Here is a 17,735-nt window from a genome sequence, read left to right on the forward strand (position 1 = left end):
TGACGCTGAAGCCAGGCGACGCGCAGTGTGCACAACCTCGCGCCGGTCAGGCCAGCGCGTCGGCCGGTTGCCGCTGCAGCAGCGCGAGCAGTTGCGCGATCTCGTCGCGCATCTTGCGGCGGTCGACGATCATGTCGATCGCGCCCGTCTTCAGCAGGAATTCGGCGCGCTGGAAGCCTTCCGGCAGCTTCTCGCGGACCGTCTGCTCGATCACGCGCGGGCCGGCGAAGCCGATCAGCGCCTTCGGTTCGGCGATCACGACGTCGCCGAGGAACGCGAAGCTCGCCGACACGCCGCCCATCGTCGGGTCGGTCAGCACCGAGATGAACGGCAGCTTCGCTTCCGCGAGCTTGGTCAGCATCGCGGTGGTTTTCGCCATCTGCATCAGCGACAGCAGGCTTTCCTGCATCCGTGCGCCGCCCGATGCGGTGAAGCAGATGAACGGCACGTGCTGCTCCAGCGCGTTCTGCGCGCCGCGCGCGAAGCGCTCGCCGACCACCGAGCCCATCGAGCCGCCCATGAACGAGAACTCGAAGCAGGCCGCGACCACCGGCAGCGTGTGGATCGCCCCGCCCATCACGACCATCGCGTCGGTTTCGCCCGTGTCGTCCATCGCTTCCTTCAGACGATCGGGGTACTTGCGGCTGTCCTTGAACTTCAGCGAGTCGACCGGCACGATTTCCTGGCCGATTTCGTAGCGGCCTTCCGGATCGAGCAGCCCGTCGAGGCGCTCACGCGCACCGATGCGCATGTGGTGATCGCACTTCGGGCACACGTGCAGATTCGCGTCCACGTCGTTGCGGTACAGCACGGCCTCGCAGGACGGGCACTTGACCCACAGGCCTTCCGGAATGCCCTTGCGGCTCTTCGGGTCGGTCTGCTTGATCTTCGGCGGCAACAGTTTGTCGAGCCAGCTCATCGTATGGTTTCCTGTTCCGTGGCGGGCCGGGCCAACCGGCCCGTTCCCGCTTCCTGTTGTGTTTATCGCGCCCTCTTGCCCGCGCCGTCCAGGGCGGCGCGCAGCTCGGCGATGAAGGTCTTCAGCGCGGCGGCGGCGCCTTCCGGCGCGGCGCTTTCGAGCAGCTGCACGAGGCGGCTGCCGATCACGACGGCGTCCGACACTTCGGCCACCGCGCGCGCCGTTTCGGCGTCGCGGATGCCGAAGCCGACGCCTACCGGAACCGGCACGCGCGACTTGATGGCCGGGATTTTACCCGCAATGCTCGAAACATCCAGATTTCCCGCGCCGGTCACGCCCTTGAGCGACACGTAATACACGTAGCCGCTCGCGATCTTGCCGACGTCGGCGATGCGTTCGTCGGTCGACGTGGGCGCAAGCAGGAAGATCGGATCGATCTGCGCGGCGCGCATTTTCTCGGCGAACACGCCCGCCTCTTCCGGCGGATAGTCGACGACGAGCACGCCGTCGACGCCGGCCGCCTGTGCTTGCTCCGCGAACGCGTCGACGCCCATCCGCTCGATCGGGTTCGCATAGCCCATCAGCACGACGGGGGTTTTGGGGTCGGTTTCTCGAAAGCGCTTCACGTCGGCGAGCACGCTCTTCAACGTGACGCCGCGCGCGAGCGCGCGCTCCGACGAGCGCTGGATCACGGGGCCGTCGGCCATCGGGTCCGAGAACGGCACGCCGAGTTCGATCACGTCCGCGCCGCCTGCGGCGAGCGCGTGCATGAATTCGACGGTTTTCGCGGGATCGGGGTCGCCGGCCGTGATGAACGGGATCAGGCCCTTACGGCCTTGTTCGGCGAGCGCGGCGAAGGTCTGCTGAATACGGGACATGGCAATTTTCCTGGATGCGTTGCGTTCGGCGATGCGGCGGCGCGATTCACGCGCACGCCGGCGCGGCGAGCGCGTTCACACGCTCGTGCGCGATCGCACAATAGCTTTCGTTGATCTCGTAGCCGACGAAGTCGCGCCCCTGCCGTGCGCAGGCCACCGCGGTCGTGCCGCTGCCCATGAACGGATCGAGCACGCGGCCGCCCGGCGGGCAGCTGGCGAGCACCATCCGCTCGATGATTTCCAGCGGTTTCTGGGTCGGATGATCGACGCGCTCCGCGTGCTGCCGGTGCAGGCGCGAGACCGACCAGACGTCCTTCGGGTTGTAGCCCATCTCCAGCCACTTGCTGCCTTCGAACAGCTTGCGCGAGCGGGCCTTCTTCGTGTCGGCGTCGTACGGGATGCGGACCGGATCGAGATCGAAGTAATACGCTTTGGAAACCGCGAAAAAGCCGATGTTGTCGTGCACCGACGTGAAACGGCGCGTCGTGCCGCCCATGCTCGGCACGCGTCGGTCCCAGATGATCTCGTTGACCATCGTGAGCTGCGTCTTCAGGAAACTGAAGATTTCCGGCGCGTACTGCCACGTGCAGAAGATGTACATCGACCCGCTCGGCTTCAGCTTCGGAATCGCGAGCTCGAGCCACGCGCGCGTCCACGCGAGGAAATCGTCGCCCGAACGCTTGTCCGAGTCGTTGCCGTAGTCCTTGCCGAGCCCGTACGGCGGATCGGCGACGATCAGGTCGATCGACGCGTCCGGCAGATGCACGGCATCGGTCAGGAAATCGCGGTTGTGCAGTTCGATCCCGGACGGCAGCGCGCGCGGCACGGCAGCGGCGGGCTGAACCGCCTCCGCGTCGCTCGCGGCGCCGCCGCCCGGTTCTTCGATCAGGTCACGCATCGGTCGGGGTCAGAGCTCGATGCCCGATCGCTCGGCGACCGTGTGCATGTCCTTGTCGCCGCGGCCCGACAGGTTGACGAGCAGGATCTTGTCCTTCGGCAACGTCGGCGCGAGCTTCACGCCATACGCGATCGCATGGCTCGACTCGAGCGCGGGGATGATCCCCTCGATCCGGCAGCAGTCGTGGAACGCCTTCAGCGCTTCGTCGTCGGTGATGCCGACGTACTGCGCGCGGCCGCTGTCCTTCAGCCATGCGTGCTCGGGGCCGACGCCCGGATAGTCGAGGCCCGCCGACACCGAATGCGTCTCGATGATCTGGCCGTTCTCGTCCTGCAGCAGATACGTGCGGTTGCCGTGCAGCACGCCCGGGCTGCCGGCGATCAGCGACGCCGCGTGATGGCCCGTGTCGAGGCCGTCGCCGGCCGCTTCGACGCCGATCAGCTGCACCGACGTGTCGTCGATGTACGGATAGAAGATGCCCATCGCGTTCGAGCCGCCGCCCACGCATGCGATCACCGCATCGGGCTGCCGGCCGGCGAGTTCGGGCATCTGTACCTTGCACTCGTCGCCGATCACGCGCTGGAAGTCGCGCACCATCATCGGGTACGGGTGCGGGCCCGCGACCGTGCCGATGATGTAGAACGTGTTCTCGATGTTCGTGACCCAGTCGCGCATCGCTTCGTTCAGCGCGTCCTTCAGCGTGCGCGAACCCGATTCGACCGGCACGACGGTCGCGCCGAGCAGCTTCATCCGGTAGACGTTCGCGGCCTGGCGGCGCACGTCTTCCGAACCCATGTAGACGACGCACTCCATCCCGAAGCGCGCGCAGATCGTCGCGGTCGCGACGCCGTGCTGGCCGGCGCCCGTCTCGGCGATCACGCGCTTCTTGCCCATGCGCTTCGCGAGCAGCGCCTGGCCGATCACGTTGTTGATCTTGTGCGCGCCCGTGTGGTTCAGGTCTTCGCGCTTCAGGTAGATCTGCGCGCCGCCGAGCGTCTCGCTCCAGCGCTGCGCGTGGTAGATCGGCGACGGGCGGCCGACGAAATGCTTCAGCTCGCGCTCGAATTCGGCGACGAAACCGGGGTCGTTCTGGAATTTTTCATACGCCGCGCGCAGCTCGTCGAGTGCGTGAACCAGCGTCTCGGCGACGAACGTGCCGCCATACGGGCCGAAGTGGCCGCGATCATCAGGAAGGTTGTACATGGTGTCTCTCTCGATCGGTCGGTGCGCCGCGCTTTCGGGGCCGCACCGGCTTGCATCACCCGGCGTCCGCTTCGCGCACCGCGCGTACGAACGCCGCCATCCGGGCGTGATCCTTCACGCCCTTCGCGCCCTCCACTTCGATGCCACTCGAGACATCGACAGCAAACGGGCGCAACTGGCGAATCGCATCACCGACGTTTTGCGCGCTCAAGCCACCACTCAAAACGGCCCGATGCGCGAGCTCTGCGGGAATAAGAGACCAATCGAAGACCTTGCCGCTACCGCCGTAATCCGGCACCAGGGTGTCGAACAGGAGGCCGCGCGCTTTCGAATAACGAAGAGCCGATTCTACCAAATCGGACGGCTGCGTCGAGGGGCCGACGCGCACCGCGCGCAGCCACGGCAGCCGTGCCGCGCGGCCGAGCGCGTCGCACTGCTCCGGCGTCTCGTCGCCGTGAAACTGCAGGAGCGTGAGCGGCACGTCGCGCACGACGGCCTCGATCTCGGCTTCGGTCGCATTCACGAACAGCCCGACCACCGACACGAACGGCGGCGCCAGGCTCGCCAGCTCGGCCGCCTGCGCGATCGACACCGCGCGCGGGCTCTTCGGGTAGAACACGAGACCGATCGCATCGGCGCCGAGCGCCGCCGCGTGCAGCACGTCGTCGGGGCGCGACAGCCCGCACAGCTTGATGCGCGTGCGCGGCGGCAGGCCGGTCGCGGCGGGGGTCGAAGAAGACACGGCGTGATCCGTCATGATTGAGGGTCCAGATCGGCCCAGACGCTGCTCCACGGCACGCTGCCGAGCTGCGCGGGCGGGACGGCGAATTCCGCCGGGTAGCCGACGTGGGCGAGGTACAGCCCGTCGGCCATGAACGTGGGCGCTGCGAGCGTGCGGTCGCGCCCGGCCAGCACGTCGGCGAGCCAGTCGGCCGGATAGCGGCCGCGACCGACCGCCACGAGGCAGCCCATCAGGTTGCGCACCATGTGATGCAGGAACGCGTTGGCGCGGAAGCGGAAATGAATGAAATGCCCCGCGCGCCGCACGTCGATCTCGTACAGGTGTTTGACCGGCGTCTTCGACTGGCATTCCGACGACCGGAACGACGAGAAATCGTGCTCGCCGATCAGGTGCGCGGCGGCAGCGCGCATCGCGTCGTCGTCGAGCGGCGTATGGATCCAGCCGGCGCGCCCCGCCAGCATCGGCGAGCGCACCGGATGCACGTACAGCGCGTAGTAATAGGTGCGCTCGAACGCGGAGAAGCGCGCGTGGAACGTCTCCGGCATCGGCTTCGCCCATTGCACCGCCACGGTCGACGGCAGGAACGCGTTGGTGCCGCGCACCCACGAGAACACCTCGCGATCGAGGTCGGTATCGAAGTGCACGACTTGCCCGAGCCCGTGCACGCCCGTGTCGGTCCGCCCGGCCACCGTCGTATGCAGCGGCACGCGCGCGAACTCGGCCAGCGCGTGTTCGAGCCGGTCCTGCACGGTCTTGCCGTGCGGCTGCGCCTGCCAGCCGCAGAACGCCGCGCCGTCGTACTGAATGCCGAGAGCGATCCGCATCACGCTTCGTCCGCCAGCTTCGCGAGCAGCGCGCGCGCATCGTCGCGCGTCGCGGCGTCGTTGGCATCGACCACTTCCTGCAGCAGCGTCCGCGCGCCGGACAGGTCGCCCAGCTCGACGTATTCGGCCGCGAGGTCGAGCTTGTTGCGCGCGATGCGGGCAAGCTCGTCCGGCGTCAGCGCCGGCAACGCGGCGCCCGGCGTGGCCGGCAGGTCGAGATCGAAATCGAGCTTCAGCGCGCCGAACTGCGCGCCGCCGAGCGGCGCCAGCGACGACGGCGCGCCCGGGCTGCCCGCGTGGCCGGCAGGCGTCGGCGCGTCCGGCTCCCAGTCGATCTCGTCGTCCTGGTCGGCCGGATGTTCCGGGGCCGGATCGATCGAGCCAATCGGCGGGCGCTGGGCGGCTTGACCGTTAGTTGCAATTCCATCGGTGTCGGACGGCGCTGCCGGCGCGGCAGACCCGTCGGCCGCCAGCGAAGGCTCGTCCGGCGTGCGCGGCGGCAACGGCATGTCGAGGCTGTTGAGCGCGCTGATCGCGTTCTGCATCAGCGCGGCATGCTGCGCGTCGGCGGCTGCGGGGGCGGCTGCGGCGGGGGCAATTGGCGTCTCGGCGGGCTTTCCCGCAAGCTTTTCCACCGGCTCTTCGGCAGCCACCTTTTCTTCCGGCTCGACATCGTGCGGCACCCGAGCCGCGTCGCTCGCGAGCGGCTCCGCGGTGTGCGCCGTCGGCAATTCGGGCGGCTCGTCGTGCAGTTTCGCCGCTTCCGGCGCCGGCGGCACAGCCGTATCCGGCGTCTCGGCCGGCTGCGCCGCTGCGGCCACTGCCGCGACAAGGCTCAAGTCGGAAGCTGCGTCGCGCGAGACCGGCGTCTCGGGCCGAATCGGCAGTTCCGGCTCGACGGACGGCGCGGCTTCGGTTTCCGCCACCGCAGTCGCGGCACCGCCCGCTGCGGCTGCCGTCGTACCCGCGCCCGTATCCGCATCGTCCGCGCGCCGGCCTTTGCGGCGCTTGCGCCACGCAAAACCTGCCGCGAGGACGATCATGGCCGCGCCGGCCAGCGCGGCCGGACGCCAGTCCATCTGCTCGGTACGGGGTGCGGGTGCCGCCACCGGCGCGGCCGGTTGCGCGGGCGCCGCTACCGATGCCGGCTGCACCGCGCTCGCGGCGACGCCGGACGCGGCTTCGCCTGCCGTCGGCGCGGCAGCGGACGCACCCGCATCGTTCGCGGCCGGGCGCGGCGCAACAGGTGCCGGCGCGGGAGCCGGTGTGACCTCGTTCGTCGTGGCCGGCTTGCCGATGCCGTGCTTCTGCAATTCCATCAGCACGCGATTCTTCAGCGCCAGCAGTTGCTGCAGGCTCGACGGCCGCGGCTGCGACGCACCCGCGACGGGCGCCGCGCCTGCCGGTTCGCCGATGCCCGAAACCTGGCTGCCCGAAGTAGCGGGCGGAACCGCGGCACCGCTCGCGGTCGACGGCACCGACTGGATCGCCCCGCTCCACACGTGCGGACCGCTTGCGCCAGAGACAGGCGCCGCCGGCTGCATGCTGACGACAGCCGATGCACCGTTCGCAGCCGAAGCGCCGACCGACGCCGACGCCAACGCCGATGCCGACGCACCGGCGGCCGTCGCGACGCTTGCGCCGCCCGGCGCCGCATGCATGGCCGACGCCACCGGCGCGGGTTGCACGGCCGAGCCCGGATGCGGTGCGGACGCAGCGTGCTGTGCGAGCGCCGTCCCGCCCGATGTGGCAGCGGGCGCGGAAGCCGCCGCCGTAGCCGATGCGGCCGACGCGGCGGCCGGCACGAGCGCCGCGCCTGTCGCGTCGAGCGCCGGCACGGTCAGCGTCGCGCCGACTTTCAGGCGGCTCGCGTCGCGCTTCATGAACGCCTGCGGATTGGCGTCGAACAGCGCGCGGCCGGCACGGGCGAGCACAGCGGGATCGTGCGATTGCGTGGCGGCCTTCGCGATGTCGTTCAGCGACTGGCCCGGCTGAACCGTGACGGTGAGCGGCACTGCACCGCCGGCAGCGGACGCCGGCAGCTCGCCGGTGCCGGCCGCCCAGGCCGATGCGGTTGCGCCGAGCGCCAGGATCGCCAGCGCGCCACGCACGGCGCGCGACAGACGGGACTGGCGCGGAAACAAGGAAATTCGGGACATCGTTGGCTCTATCGCCGCGCGCGGGCGCGGCTCGGATTCGCGGTTGAAAGCGTCAAAAAGTTGCCGCAGAAATGCAAAAGCGTCGCGTGGAACGCGACGCTTTCGGCGGGTCTGTGCGTCGTAACCGCGTAGTTTACTTCACACGATCGCGTTCGGGCCGAATTCGTCGCCGACCGGCGCAACCGGCCGCGGTCGCGCGTCGGCGCGGCCGGCGATCGGGCTACGTCGACACGCGGATGCGCACGCTGCGACCCGCGCCGTCGATCGATCGGAAGCGCACCGCGCCCGCAGCCGAAAAACCGCCCGACCGCATCGCATTCCGAACGCGTGCCGCGGCTGCGGGCGCGATGGCGCGCCATGACCGGAAAATCGGGCACGCCTGCTCAATAATTCACGCTTCCCGCCGTTAATGGATTAACGATCTCCAATCAGAATAAATCCGGACATTCACCAACCCCATTCAAATCCATTTCAATTGATCGATAAGAGGCCAACTCCCCTCTCTTATCGTCGGATTGAACGCTCACACCGCAAAACCCCCGACCCACAAGGCTCTCCAGCCTACCCCCGCTCCATTGTTCGCACGAAATCAATCATTTCGACAGCAATTCAATTACATTACACAAAATTACACAGATCGAATAATTGCCGTCGTTACGATCGTCTTCAAACAAGAATCGGCGCAGTTCGACCCTCGCACCCGCTCCTGCCGTCGATGCGGGCGTGCAGTCGGCCGGGGTGACGCCGCGAGGTGCCAGGGAGGCATCGCGCAGTCGCACGACTGCATTTACTCACCAGCTCGTTACGGGGATCGAACATGGGCTATCAACAGGGCTTGAGCGGGTTGGCCGGCGCGGCGAACCATCTCGACGTGATCGGCAACAACATCGCGAATGCCAACACGGTCGGCTTCAAGCAGGGCCGCGCGAACTTCGCGGACATGTACGCGAATTCGGTCGCGACGTCGACCAACACGCAGATCGGCATCGGCACGCGGCTCACGTCGGTGCAGCAGCAATTCGGCCAGGGAACGATCAACACCACGAAGTCGTCGCTCGACATCGCGATCAACGGCAACGGCTTCTTCCAGATGTCGAACAACGGCGTGACGACGTACTCGCGTGACGGCGTATTCCACCGCGACAAGAGCGGCGCGATCGTCGACGCGCAAAACCGCAACCTGATGGGCTATGCGGCAGGCCCCGGCGGCGTGATCAACACCGCGGCGACCGTGCCGCTACAGGCGCCGACCAGCAACATCGCGCCGCAGGCGACGACGAAGATCACCGGCCAGTTCAACCTGAACTCGCAGGACAAGGTGCCGGCCAAGACGCCGTTCAGCGCGGGCGACAACACCACGTACAACTACAACTCGTCGATCCAGGTGTACGACACGCTCGGCGGCGCGCAACAGGTGTCGATGTACTTCACGAAGAACGCGGCGGGCAGCTGGCAGGCGTACGCCGGCGTGCAGGGCCAGACGCCGACGAATCTCGGCACCGTCACGTTCGACGCCTCGGGCCGGATCAGCTCGACCACGTCGGCCGCCACCGGCCAGCCGACGCCGAGCGTCGGCCAGTTCGCGTTCTCGATCCCCAACGCATCGGGCGGCGCCAATCCGCAGAATCTGACGCTCGACCTGAGCGGCACGACGCAGTTCGGCGGGAAAAGCGGCGTGAACAATCTCGCGCAGGACGGCTTCGCGAGCGGCACGCTGACGACGTTCTCGATCGGCACCGACGGCAAGCTGACCGGCAATTACTCGAACGGCCAGAGCACGGTGCTCGGCCTGATCGCGCTCGCGAACTTCAACAACCCGAACGGGCTCGAGAACATCGGCGGCAACCAGTACGTGGAAACCGCCGCGTCGGGCGTGCCGCAGATCTCCGCGCCGGGCAGCACGAACCACGGCACGCTGCAGGGCAGCGCGCTGGAAAACTCGAACGTCGACCTGACGACCGAGCTCGTGAATCTGATCAAGGCACAGCGCGATTACCAGGCGAACGCGCAGACGATCAAGACCCAGCAGACCGTCGACCAGACGCTCCTGAACATGCGCTGACCCGCGCATGAAAAACGCGCCGCGCCGGCCTCGATATCGTCAAGGCCGGCGCGGCGCGCAGTCTGGTGCAACGCGGCCCGCGGAGCGCGGGCCGGAAGCGGGCTTTACTTGTCGAGCAGGATGCGCAGCATGCGGCGCAGCGGCTCGGCCGCACCCCACAGCAGCTGGTCGCCGACCGTGAACGCCGACAGGTATTCACCGCCCATCGCGAGCTTGCGCAGGCGGCCGACCGGCACCGTCAGCGTGCCCGTGACGTTCGCCGGCGACAGGTCGCGCATCGACGCTTCACGCTCGTTCGGCACGACCTTCACCCAGTCGTTCGCCGACGCGAGGATGCCGTTGATCTCGTCGAGCGGCACGTCCTTGTTCAGCTTGATCGTCAGCGCCTGCGAATGGCAGCGCATCGCGCCGATCCGCACGCACAGGCCGTCGACCGGAATCGAACCCGGCTCGCCCATGGCCGGCTTGCCGAGGATCTTGTTGGTTTCCGCGCCGCCCTTCCACTCTTCCTTCGACATCCCGTTGCCGAGATCCTTGTCGATCCACGGGATCAGCGAGCCGGCGAGCGGCACGCCGAAGTTGCTCGTCGGCATCGCATCGCTGTTCATCGCGGCCAGCACGCGGCGGTCGATGTCGAGGATCGCGGAAGCCGGATCGGCGAGCTGCGCCTGAACCGCGCCGTTCAGCGTGCCCATCTGCGACAGCAGTTCGCGCATGTTCTGCGCGCCCGCGCCCGACGCGGCCTGGTAGGTCATCGCCGTCATCCAGTCGACGAGGTTCTCGCGGAACAGGCCGCCGAGCGCCATCAGCATCAGGCTGACCGTACAGTTGCCGCCGATGAAGTTCTTCGTGCCCTTGACGAGCGCGTCCTTGATCACGTCGAGGTTGACCGGATCGAGGATGATGACCGCGTCGTCCTTCATCCGCAGCGACGATGCCGCGTCGATCCAGTAGCCGTTCCAGCCGGCCGCGCGCAGCTTCGGGAACACGTCGTTCGTGTAGTCGCCGCCCTGGCACGTGATGATCACGTCGCACTTCTTCAGCTCGTCGACGTTGGTCGCGTCCTTGAGCGTAGTCTCGTTTTTCGCGAACGACGGCGCTTTGCCGCCCGTGTTGCTGGTGCTGAAAAACACCGGTTCGATCAGGTCGAAATCGCCCTCTTCCTGCATGCGCTGCATCAGGACGCTGCCGACCATGCCGCGCCAACCTACGAGACCTACGTTCATGACTAACCCTTTGATGGAGCTTCCCCGCCATTTCCGTCCCCGCTGTGACCGCGCGGGGAAAAAGGCGGGCACGACGGACGATCAGCGTTTAATGATCGTTTTCGTGGTAATGGTTTTCGTGATGACGATGGCGCGCGCACCCGCACGGGCAGTGTTGCCGTGGAGTTTCAAGACCGGGGAGATCAGGGATTTAAGCGCCATCGTTCGAGTCTACACAAAGCCGGTGGCCCGCACAACGACCAACCGCACGCGAACCGGCCGATTTCGCGGCCTGTTCGCGCCCTTTCTACATGCTTGCGTTACAGCGCCGCGACCACCGCGTCGCCCATTGCCGTCGTACCGACCTGCCGGCAGCCCGGCGTCGCGATGTCGCCCGTCCGATAGCCCTGTTCGAGCACCGTTTTGACCGCGCGCTCGATGCGATCGGCCTGCTCCGCGCGATTCAGCGAGTAGCGCAGCATCATCGCGGCCGACAGGATCGTCGCGAGCGGATTCGCGATGCCCTTGCCCGCGATGTCCGGCGCCGAACCGTGCGACGGCTCGTACAGGCCCTTGTTGTTCTTGTCGAGCGACGCCGACGGCAGCATGCCGATCGAGCCCGTCAGCATCGACGCTTCATCCGACAGGATGTCGCCGAACATGTTGCCGGTGACGATCACGTCGAACTGCTTCGGCGCCTTCGCGAGCTGCATCGCCGCGTTGTCGACGTACATGTGCGACAGCTCGACGTCCGCGTATTCCTTCGACACGTCGATCATGATGTCGCGCCAGAACTGCGACGTTTCGAGCACGTTCGCCTTGTCGACCGACAGCAGTTTCTTCGCGCGCTTGCGCGCTGCCTGGAACGCGACGTGCGCGATGCGGCGCACTTCCGGTTCCGAATAGCGCATCGTGTCGAAGCCTTCGCGTTCGCCCGCGAACAGGCCGTCCGGTGCCGCGCGCACGCCGCGCGGCTGGCCGAAGTAGATGTCGCCGTTCAGCTCGCGCACGATCAGGATGTCGAGGCCCGCGACCAGCTCGGGCTTCAGCGGCGACGCATCGACGAGTTGCGGATAGCAGATCGCCGGACGGAAGTTCGCGAACAGCTCCAGATGCTTGCGCAGCCCGAGGATCGCCTGTTCGGGGCGCAGCGCGCGCTCGAGCGAGTCGTACTTCCAGTCGCCGACCGCGCCGAATAGGATCGCGTCCGCGGCCTTCGCGAGCGCGAGCGTCGCGTCGGGCAGCGGATGGCCGCTCGCCTCGTAGCCCGCGCCGCCGACCGGCGCCTGTTCGAGTTCGAACTTCTCGTCGAGTGCGTTCAGCACCTTCACCGCTTCATTGACGATTTCCGGACCGATGCCGTCGCCGGGCAGCACTGCAATCTTCATGCGAAATTCCTGACTGAGTAGGTTTTTATGGAGGCAGGCCGGCGAACGCGCCGCCGGCGCGCCCGCCCGAAAGGGGACTTCAGCCGACCAGCTTGGTGTTGAGCCACGGCTGCTTCACGAGGCGCTCGGCCTCGAACTGGCGGATCTTGTCCGCGTGGCGCAGCGTGAGGCCGATATCGTCGAAACCGTTCAGCAGGCAGTACTTGCGGAACGCGGTGATCTCGAACGGATACGTGCGGCCATCGCCCGTGCGCACGACCTGCGCGTCGAGGTCGACCGTCACCTCGAAGCCGTTGAACGCGACCGTCTCGTTGAACAGGTGATCGACCTGCTGCTCGGTCAGCACGATCGGCAGCAGGCCGTTCTTGAAGCAGTTGTTGAAGAAGATGTCAGCGAAGCTCGGCGCGATGATCGCGCGAAAGCCGTACTGCTGCAGCGCCCACGGCGCATGCTCGCGCGAGCTGCCGCAGCCGAAGTTCTTGCGCGCGAGCAGCACCGACGCACCCTGGTAGCGGGGCTGGTTCAGCACGAAGTCCGGATTCAGCGGACGCTTCGAGTTGTCCTGGCCCGGCTCGCCGTGATCGAGGTAGCGCCATTCGTCGAACGCGTTCGGACCGAAGCCCGTGCGCTTGATCGACTTCAGGAACTGCTTCGGAATGATCGCGTCGGTGTCGACGTTCTCGCGATCGAGCGGCGCCACGACGCCGGTATGTACAGTGAATTTTTCCATGATCCGTCTATCCGGTTGAAGGGCCGGCACGCGGCCGGCACACATCGACAAATTCTCGGTGGCGGTGTCAGTCCGCGGCGCGCTTGAGCGCGCTGCCGGCGGCGTTGACGTCCTCGCCGAAGCCGCGGACGGTGTTGCAGCCCGCGAGGCCGAAGCCCAGCCCCGCCAGCGCCAGCACGGCAACCAGCCGCGCAATGACCTTCGATGCCGTCACGCGTTACCCCAGCTGGCGAATGTCGACGAAATGACCTTCGATCGCCGCGGCCGCCGCCATCGCGGGGCTCACGAGGTGCGTGCGACCGCCCGCGCCCTGACGGCCTTCGAAGTTGCGGTTCGACGTCGACGCGCAGCGCTCGCCCGGCTCGAGCCGGTCGGCGTTCATCGCGAGGCACATCGAGCAGCCCGGCTCGCGCCATTCGAAGCCGGCGTCCGTGAACACCTTGTCGAGCCCTTCGCGCTCGGCCTGCGCCTTCACGAGACCCGAGCCCGGCACGACCATCGCGAGCCGCACGTTCGATGCCACGCGGCGGTTCAGCTTCTTCACGACGTACGCAGCCGCGCGGATGTCTTCGATTCGCGCGTTCGTGCACGAGCCGATGAAGATCTTGTCGACCTTGATCGATTCGATCGGCGTGTTCGGCTCGAGCGCCATGTAGGCCAGCGCGCGCTCCATCGCGTCGCGCTTGACCGGATCCTTCTCGCGCTCGGGATCGGGCACGCGGCCGTCGATCGACGTGACCATTTCCGGCGACGTGCCCCACGTGACCTGCGGGACGATCTCGGCCGCGTTCAGCTCGACCACGCGGTCGAACTGCGCGCCGTCGTCCGACTTGAACTGGCGCCAGTATTCGACGGCCTGATCCCATTCCGCGCCGGTCGGCACGAACGGACGGCCCTTCAGGTAATCGATCGTCGTGTCGTCCACCGCGACCATGCCCGCGCGCGCGCCGGCCTCGATCGCCATGTTGCAGACGGTCATGCGCCCTTCCATCGACAGCGCGCGGATCGTCGAGCCGCCGAATTCGATCGCGTAGCCCGTGCCGCCGGCCGTGCCGATCTTGCCGATGATCGCGAGCACGATGTCCTTCGCGGTACAGCCGCGCGGCAGTGCGCCGTCGACCTTCACGAGCATGTTCTTGCTCTTCTTCTGCAGCAGGGTTTGCGTGGCGAGCACGTGCTCGACTTCCGACGTGCCGATGCCGTGCGCGAGCGCGCCGAACGCGCCGTGCGTCGACGTATGCGAATCGCCGCACACGATCGTCATGCCCGGCAGCGTCGCGCCCTGCTCCGGCCCGATGATGTGGACGATGCCCTGGCGCACGTCGTTCATCTTGAACTGCGTGATGCCGAACGCGTCGCAATTTGCGTCGAGCGTGTCGACCTGCAGCTTCGAGACGGGATCGGCAATGCCGTGGCTGCGATCGGTGGTCGGCACGTTGTGGTCCGACACGGCCAGGTTCGCGCTGATGCGCCATACCGGACGCTGCGCCATCTTCAGCCCTTCGAATGCCTGCGGGCTCGTGACTTCATGCAGCAGCTGACGGTCGATGTAAAGCAGCGTCGTGCCGTCTTCCTCGGTGTGGACCACGTGGGTGTTCCACAGTTTGTCGTAGAGAGTCTGTGCCATGGGTATGCGGGGTCGTTGTGACTACAAGCCTTGCGGATGCGGTCGATTATGCCACGCAGAACGCGTCGCGGCGCAGGCCGCGCGCGAAAAAACCCATTAAAAACAGTGGTTTGGCTGGTAGTGTCAATACCTGTATCGGCATTACCCGGCAAACGGGGCACGCATGATCCGGGCGGCGGCGAGCGCGAAAACGCGCCGCCCGCAGCGCGCTCGCCGCACGCGGACCCGCGGGCCTAGCCGTTCGGATATTCGCGATTGATCAGGTCGAGCCGCAGCATCGCGAGCTGCATGCCGGCATTGCTCATCAGGTAAAGATCGCGCCGCCGCATCGCCGGCTGCTGCGCCGATGCATCGTATGCGTCCGGCAGCGACAATCCGGCCGGCACCGCCGCCTGCATCCCCGCCGCATTCGACACGCGCACGGCGATCGATGCCTGGTCCCGATGCGTGACGACGCCGACCTTGCCGAGCGCCGCGGCCGAGCCGGCCTGCCTGACGATCGCGGCGGCCACGCCGTCGGGCGTGGGGATCGGGCTGCCGGCAACCGGGGCCGGGGTCGCGATCGACGTCACGCCGGCCGTCAGCCCGTACTTCGATGCGAGCGCGCTCGCGACTTCCTGCTGCGCGAAGATCGGCACCGAAACCTTCTGTCGAAGCTGGAACACGGCGTCGGCGATCGCCTCGTTCACGGGGCCCGGCACCGGCGTGGTGCCGGATGCGGCGCGAGCGCCGAAGCTGAACGCGACGATCGTGCCGATGCCGGCAGCGTCGACGGCGGACGGCGTCCACGAGAAAAACGTGTCGAGCAGGTAGCCGGTCTCGTCGGCGGCGGCCGTCCGGTCGTTCAGCTCGTGCGTCAGCTTGCCGAGCATCTGGCGCTGCAGTTCCGCATCGGAGGCGGGGGCGTCGCTCGCGAAAGCGGGCGCAGCGGCGGCGCACGATGCGGCGAACAATGAAGTGGAGGCCAGGAAATGGCGGCGGTTCGTCATGGTCACGGGATTCGAATGAGAAACGGAAGGCATCAGCCCTTCGGGAACGCCTGCATCGTCGCGGTCATCGCGCGCGTCAGCATCTGCGCGTACATGTCGTGCACGAGATAGAGGCTGCGGTTGCGCGTCCACGGCTGGCCCGATTGCGGGTCGTACGTCGTCGGCAGGGGCACCTCGGCCACCGCCGCCGCCTGCATGCCCGCCTGCTGCGAGGTCTGGATGCAGCGCTTCGCATGATCGCGATGGCCGACCACCGCGACGGTGCCCATCGCCGTCGCGCCGCCCGCGCGGGACACGGCCACGGCCGCGACGCCCGCGGTGCTCAGGTACACGATCGAGCCATCGTTCGCGACCACCGGCTCGATCGACGACAGCACGTCGGTGCCCATCCCGTATTTCGACACGAGAAAGCGCGCGATCTCCCACTGCGCGTAGACCTTGACGGGCTTCAACTGGCGGATGCGGTACACGGCGTCCGCGAGCGCCTCGTTGACGGGTCCGGGATCGGGCAGCGCGGACTGGTTGCCGCCGGTGCTCGACGTATTGCCGCTCGCCGCATTCGGGCGATTGCCGAAGCTGTACGCGACGATTGCGCCGATCTGCGCGGCCGGCACCGTCGGGAGAGACCATGCGAAGCCGACATCGGTCAGCGCGGGCATGATCGCGCTGACCGTCGCCGCATCGCCGAGCTGGGCGTTCAGCTTCGCGGACATCTGTGCGGCCAGCGTCGCATCGGTGACGGGGGCCGACGCGACGTCGTCGCCACCGCATGCGCTCAGCAGCGGTGCCGCGGCCATCGCGGGCGCGGCAGCAAGGAATTTTCTACGCAAGGAAGCCGACGGGTTCAGATTCATGAGAAATACGAAACGATGCGAGCGACGCCGGCAGCCGGCCACGGCGTTGCAAATCGCGGGTTCACGGGAAATGACGACCGGGCGCGTCGAGCGGTCGGGCGAGGAGTCGCAGCGTCGACGCTCGAATCGAATCGCTGCGCATCGGTCGATTGACGCAGCGGGATAGTAGTGGGCGTTTATTAAATCGCGGTGAACCCGTCGATCGAAATCCGACGACCGTCACGCCGTTTCATCGATGGACGAATGCGTTTCATCCATGGCGAGCGTGTGCCGTCGTCGTTTCATCGGCTTCTCCGACGACTTCTCGACCTGGGTGTTCTTCTACGGCCCCGAAGGCGGCGAGCGCAACGCATAGCGCGCGGCACTTTTCCTGCCATCGCCTAGACTGTTTAATCGCAGCGGGCGGCGCGCGACGCGCGGCCGCCCGGTCGTCACGATGCCGGCGCAAGCCGGTTCAACGAACGGGAACACGGCATGCGATACGAACTGTATTACTGGCCCGAGATCCAGGGCCGTGGCGAGTACGTGCGGCTAGCGCTCGAAGCGGCCGAAGCCGACTATGTCGACGTCGCGCGTGAATCGGGGCGCGGGATGGGTGTGCCGGCCATGATGCGGATGATGGACGGCACGAAGGCGGAATGCGTACCGTTCGCGCCGCCGTTCCTGAAGGCCGGCGATCTGGTCGTCGGGCAGACCGCGAACATCCTGCTGTTTCTCGGCGCGCGGCTCGGGCTCGCGCCTGACGACGAAGCCGGCCGGCTGTGGGTGCACCAGCTTCAGCTGACCATCGCCGATTTCGTCACCGAGATCCACGACACGCACCATCCGATCGCAAGCTGCCTCTACTACGAAGACCAGAAAGCGGAAGCCGCCGAGCGCGCCGCCGATTTTCTCGAAAACCGGCTGCCGAAATTCCTCGGCTATTTCGAACGTGTACTCGACCAGAATCCGCACAAGAGCGGCTACCTCGCCGGCAATGCCCTCAGCTACGCGGACCTGTCGACGTTCCAGCTGATCGAGGGCCTGCGCTACGCGTTTCCGAAAGCGATGAAGCGCGCGGAGCGGAAGATCGCGGGGCTCGTCGCGCTGCACGACCGCGTCGCACTGCATCCGCCGGTCGCGCACTATCTCGAGTCGGAACGCCGCATCCCGTTCAACGACATGGGCATTTTCCGGCACTATCCGGAGCTGGACAAATAACGCCGGTACGGCCGCCGCATCGCTTCATGCGCGGCGGCCGCATCGGCACCGGCCGCT

Annotated in this window: 16 protein-coding genes; 2 read left to right on the forward strand and 14 right to left on the reverse strand. The window is 67.2% G+C overall.

Features of this window, described 5'->3' with window-relative positions:
- Positions 1–46: 46 nt before the first annotated feature.
- From accD to HWX08_RS06400, 7 genes are all read right to left on the reverse strand, one after another.
- A complete protein-coding gene (accD, locus tag HWX08_RS06370; protein WP_069259537.1) occupies positions 47–919 on the reverse strand; it encodes an acetyl-CoA carboxylase, carboxyltransferase subunit beta in 873 nt (290 codons plus the stop codon).
- Positions 920–981: 62 nt separating this feature from the next.
- Complete coding sequence (trpA, locus tag HWX08_RS06375; RefSeq protein WP_174922263.1) at positions 982–1,797, reverse strand: tryptophan synthase subunit alpha; 816 nt, start codon at positions 1,795–1,797, stop codon at positions 982–984.
- Positions 1,798–1,843: 46 nt separating this feature from the next.
- Entirely contained in the window at positions 1,844–2,695 is an 852-nt protein-coding gene (locus HWX08_RS06380) for a DNA-methyltransferase (protein WP_069259535.1), read from the reverse strand.
- Positions 2,696–2,704: 9 nt separating this feature from the next.
- The gene (gene trpB, locus HWX08_RS06385) at positions 2,705–3,898 is read right to left on the reverse strand and encodes a tryptophan synthase subunit beta (protein WP_069259534.1); all 1,194 of its coding nucleotides are present in this window, start codon (positions 3,896–3,898) and stop codon (positions 2,705–2,707) included.
- Positions 3,899–3,953: 55 nt separating this feature from the next.
- Positions 3,954–4,655 (reverse strand): phosphoribosylanthranilate isomerase, encoded by a 702-nt coding sequence (locus HWX08_RS06390; RefSeq protein WP_107313561.1) that lies wholly within the window; start codon positions 4,653–4,655, stop codon positions 3,954–3,956.
- A complete protein-coding gene (gene truA / locus HWX08_RS06395) occupies positions 4,652–5,464 on the reverse strand; it encodes a tRNA pseudouridine(38-40) synthase TruA (protein ID WP_069259532.1) in 813 nt (270 codons plus the stop codon). Before truA ends, HWX08_RS06390 begins: the two co-directional genes overlap by 4 nt.
- Positions 5,464–7,623, reverse strand: coding sequence for a motility hub landmark protein FimV (locus HWX08_RS06400; protein ID WP_174922262.1), 2,160 nt, complete (start codon positions 7,621–7,623; stop codon positions 5,464–5,466). Before HWX08_RS06400 ends, truA begins: the two co-directional genes overlap by 1 nt.
- Positions 7,624–8,440: 817 nt before the next feature.
- On the opposite strand from HWX08_RS06400, the gene flgE reads away from it, so the two are divergent.
- Positions 8,441–9,685 (forward strand): flagellar hook protein FlgE, encoded by a 1,245-nt coding sequence (gene flgE, locus HWX08_RS06405; RefSeq protein WP_174922261.1) that lies wholly within the window; start codon positions 8,441–8,443, stop codon positions 9,683–9,685.
- Positions 9,686–9,789: 104 nt separating this feature from the next.
- Here flgE and asd read toward each other — a convergent pair whose 3' ends face one another.
- The 7 genes from asd to HWX08_RS06445 form a co-directional block, all read right to left on the reverse strand.
- Positions 9,790–10,911: an aspartate-semialdehyde dehydrogenase gene (gene asd, locus HWX08_RS06410; RefSeq protein ID WP_069259528.1), complete on the reverse strand. Its 1,122-nt coding sequence runs from the start codon at positions 10,909–10,911 to the stop codon at positions 9,790–9,792.
- 299 nt (positions 10,912–11,210) lie between these two features.
- Positions 11,211–12,278 (reverse strand): 3-isopropylmalate dehydrogenase, encoded by a 1,068-nt coding sequence (gene leuB, locus HWX08_RS06420; protein ID WP_069259527.1) that lies wholly within the window; start codon positions 12,276–12,278, stop codon positions 11,211–11,213.
- Positions 12,279–12,357: 79 nt separating this feature from the next.
- The gene (gene leuD / locus HWX08_RS06425; protein WP_069259526.1) at positions 12,358–13,008 is read right to left on the reverse strand and encodes a 3-isopropylmalate dehydratase small subunit; all 651 of its coding nucleotides are present in this window, start codon (positions 13,006–13,008) and stop codon (positions 12,358–12,360) included.
- 67 nt (positions 13,009–13,075) lie between these two features.
- On the reverse strand, positions 13,076–13,222 hold the full coding sequence (locus tag HWX08_RS06430; protein ID WP_174922260.1) for an entericidin A/B family lipoprotein: 147 nt from the start codon (positions 13,220–13,222) through the stop codon (positions 13,076–13,078).
- Positions 13,223–13,225: 3 nt separating this feature from the next.
- Positions 13,226–14,635 (reverse strand): 3-isopropylmalate dehydratase large subunit, encoded by a 1,410-nt coding sequence (gene leuC, locus HWX08_RS06435; RefSeq protein WP_069259524.1) that lies wholly within the window; start codon positions 14,633–14,635, stop codon positions 13,226–13,228.
- Between the two features lie 233 nt (positions 14,636–14,868).
- Positions 14,869–15,624, reverse strand: coding sequence for a Tat pathway signal protein (locus HWX08_RS06440; RefSeq protein ID WP_174922259.1), 756 nt, complete (start codon positions 15,622–15,624; stop codon positions 14,869–14,871).
- A gap of 32 nt (positions 15,625–15,656) precedes the next feature.
- Complete coding sequence (locus HWX08_RS06445) at positions 15,657–16,478, reverse strand: hypothetical protein (protein ID WP_174922258.1); 822 nt, start codon at positions 16,476–16,478, stop codon at positions 15,657–15,659.
- Positions 16,479–16,952: 474 nt separating this feature from the next.
- Here HWX08_RS06445 and HWX08_RS06455 point away from each other — a divergent pair, with 474 nt between their 5' ends.
- A complete protein-coding gene (locus HWX08_RS06455) occupies positions 16,953–17,678 on the forward strand; it encodes a glutathione S-transferase (protein WP_174922257.1) in 726 nt (241 codons plus the stop codon).
- Positions 17,679–17,735 lie beyond the last annotated feature (57 nt).

This window comes from Burkholderia metallica (assembly GCF_902832845.1).
GTDB classification, from domain to species: domain Bacteria; phylum Pseudomonadota; class Gammaproteobacteria; order Burkholderiales; family Burkholderiaceae; genus Burkholderia; species Burkholderia metallica.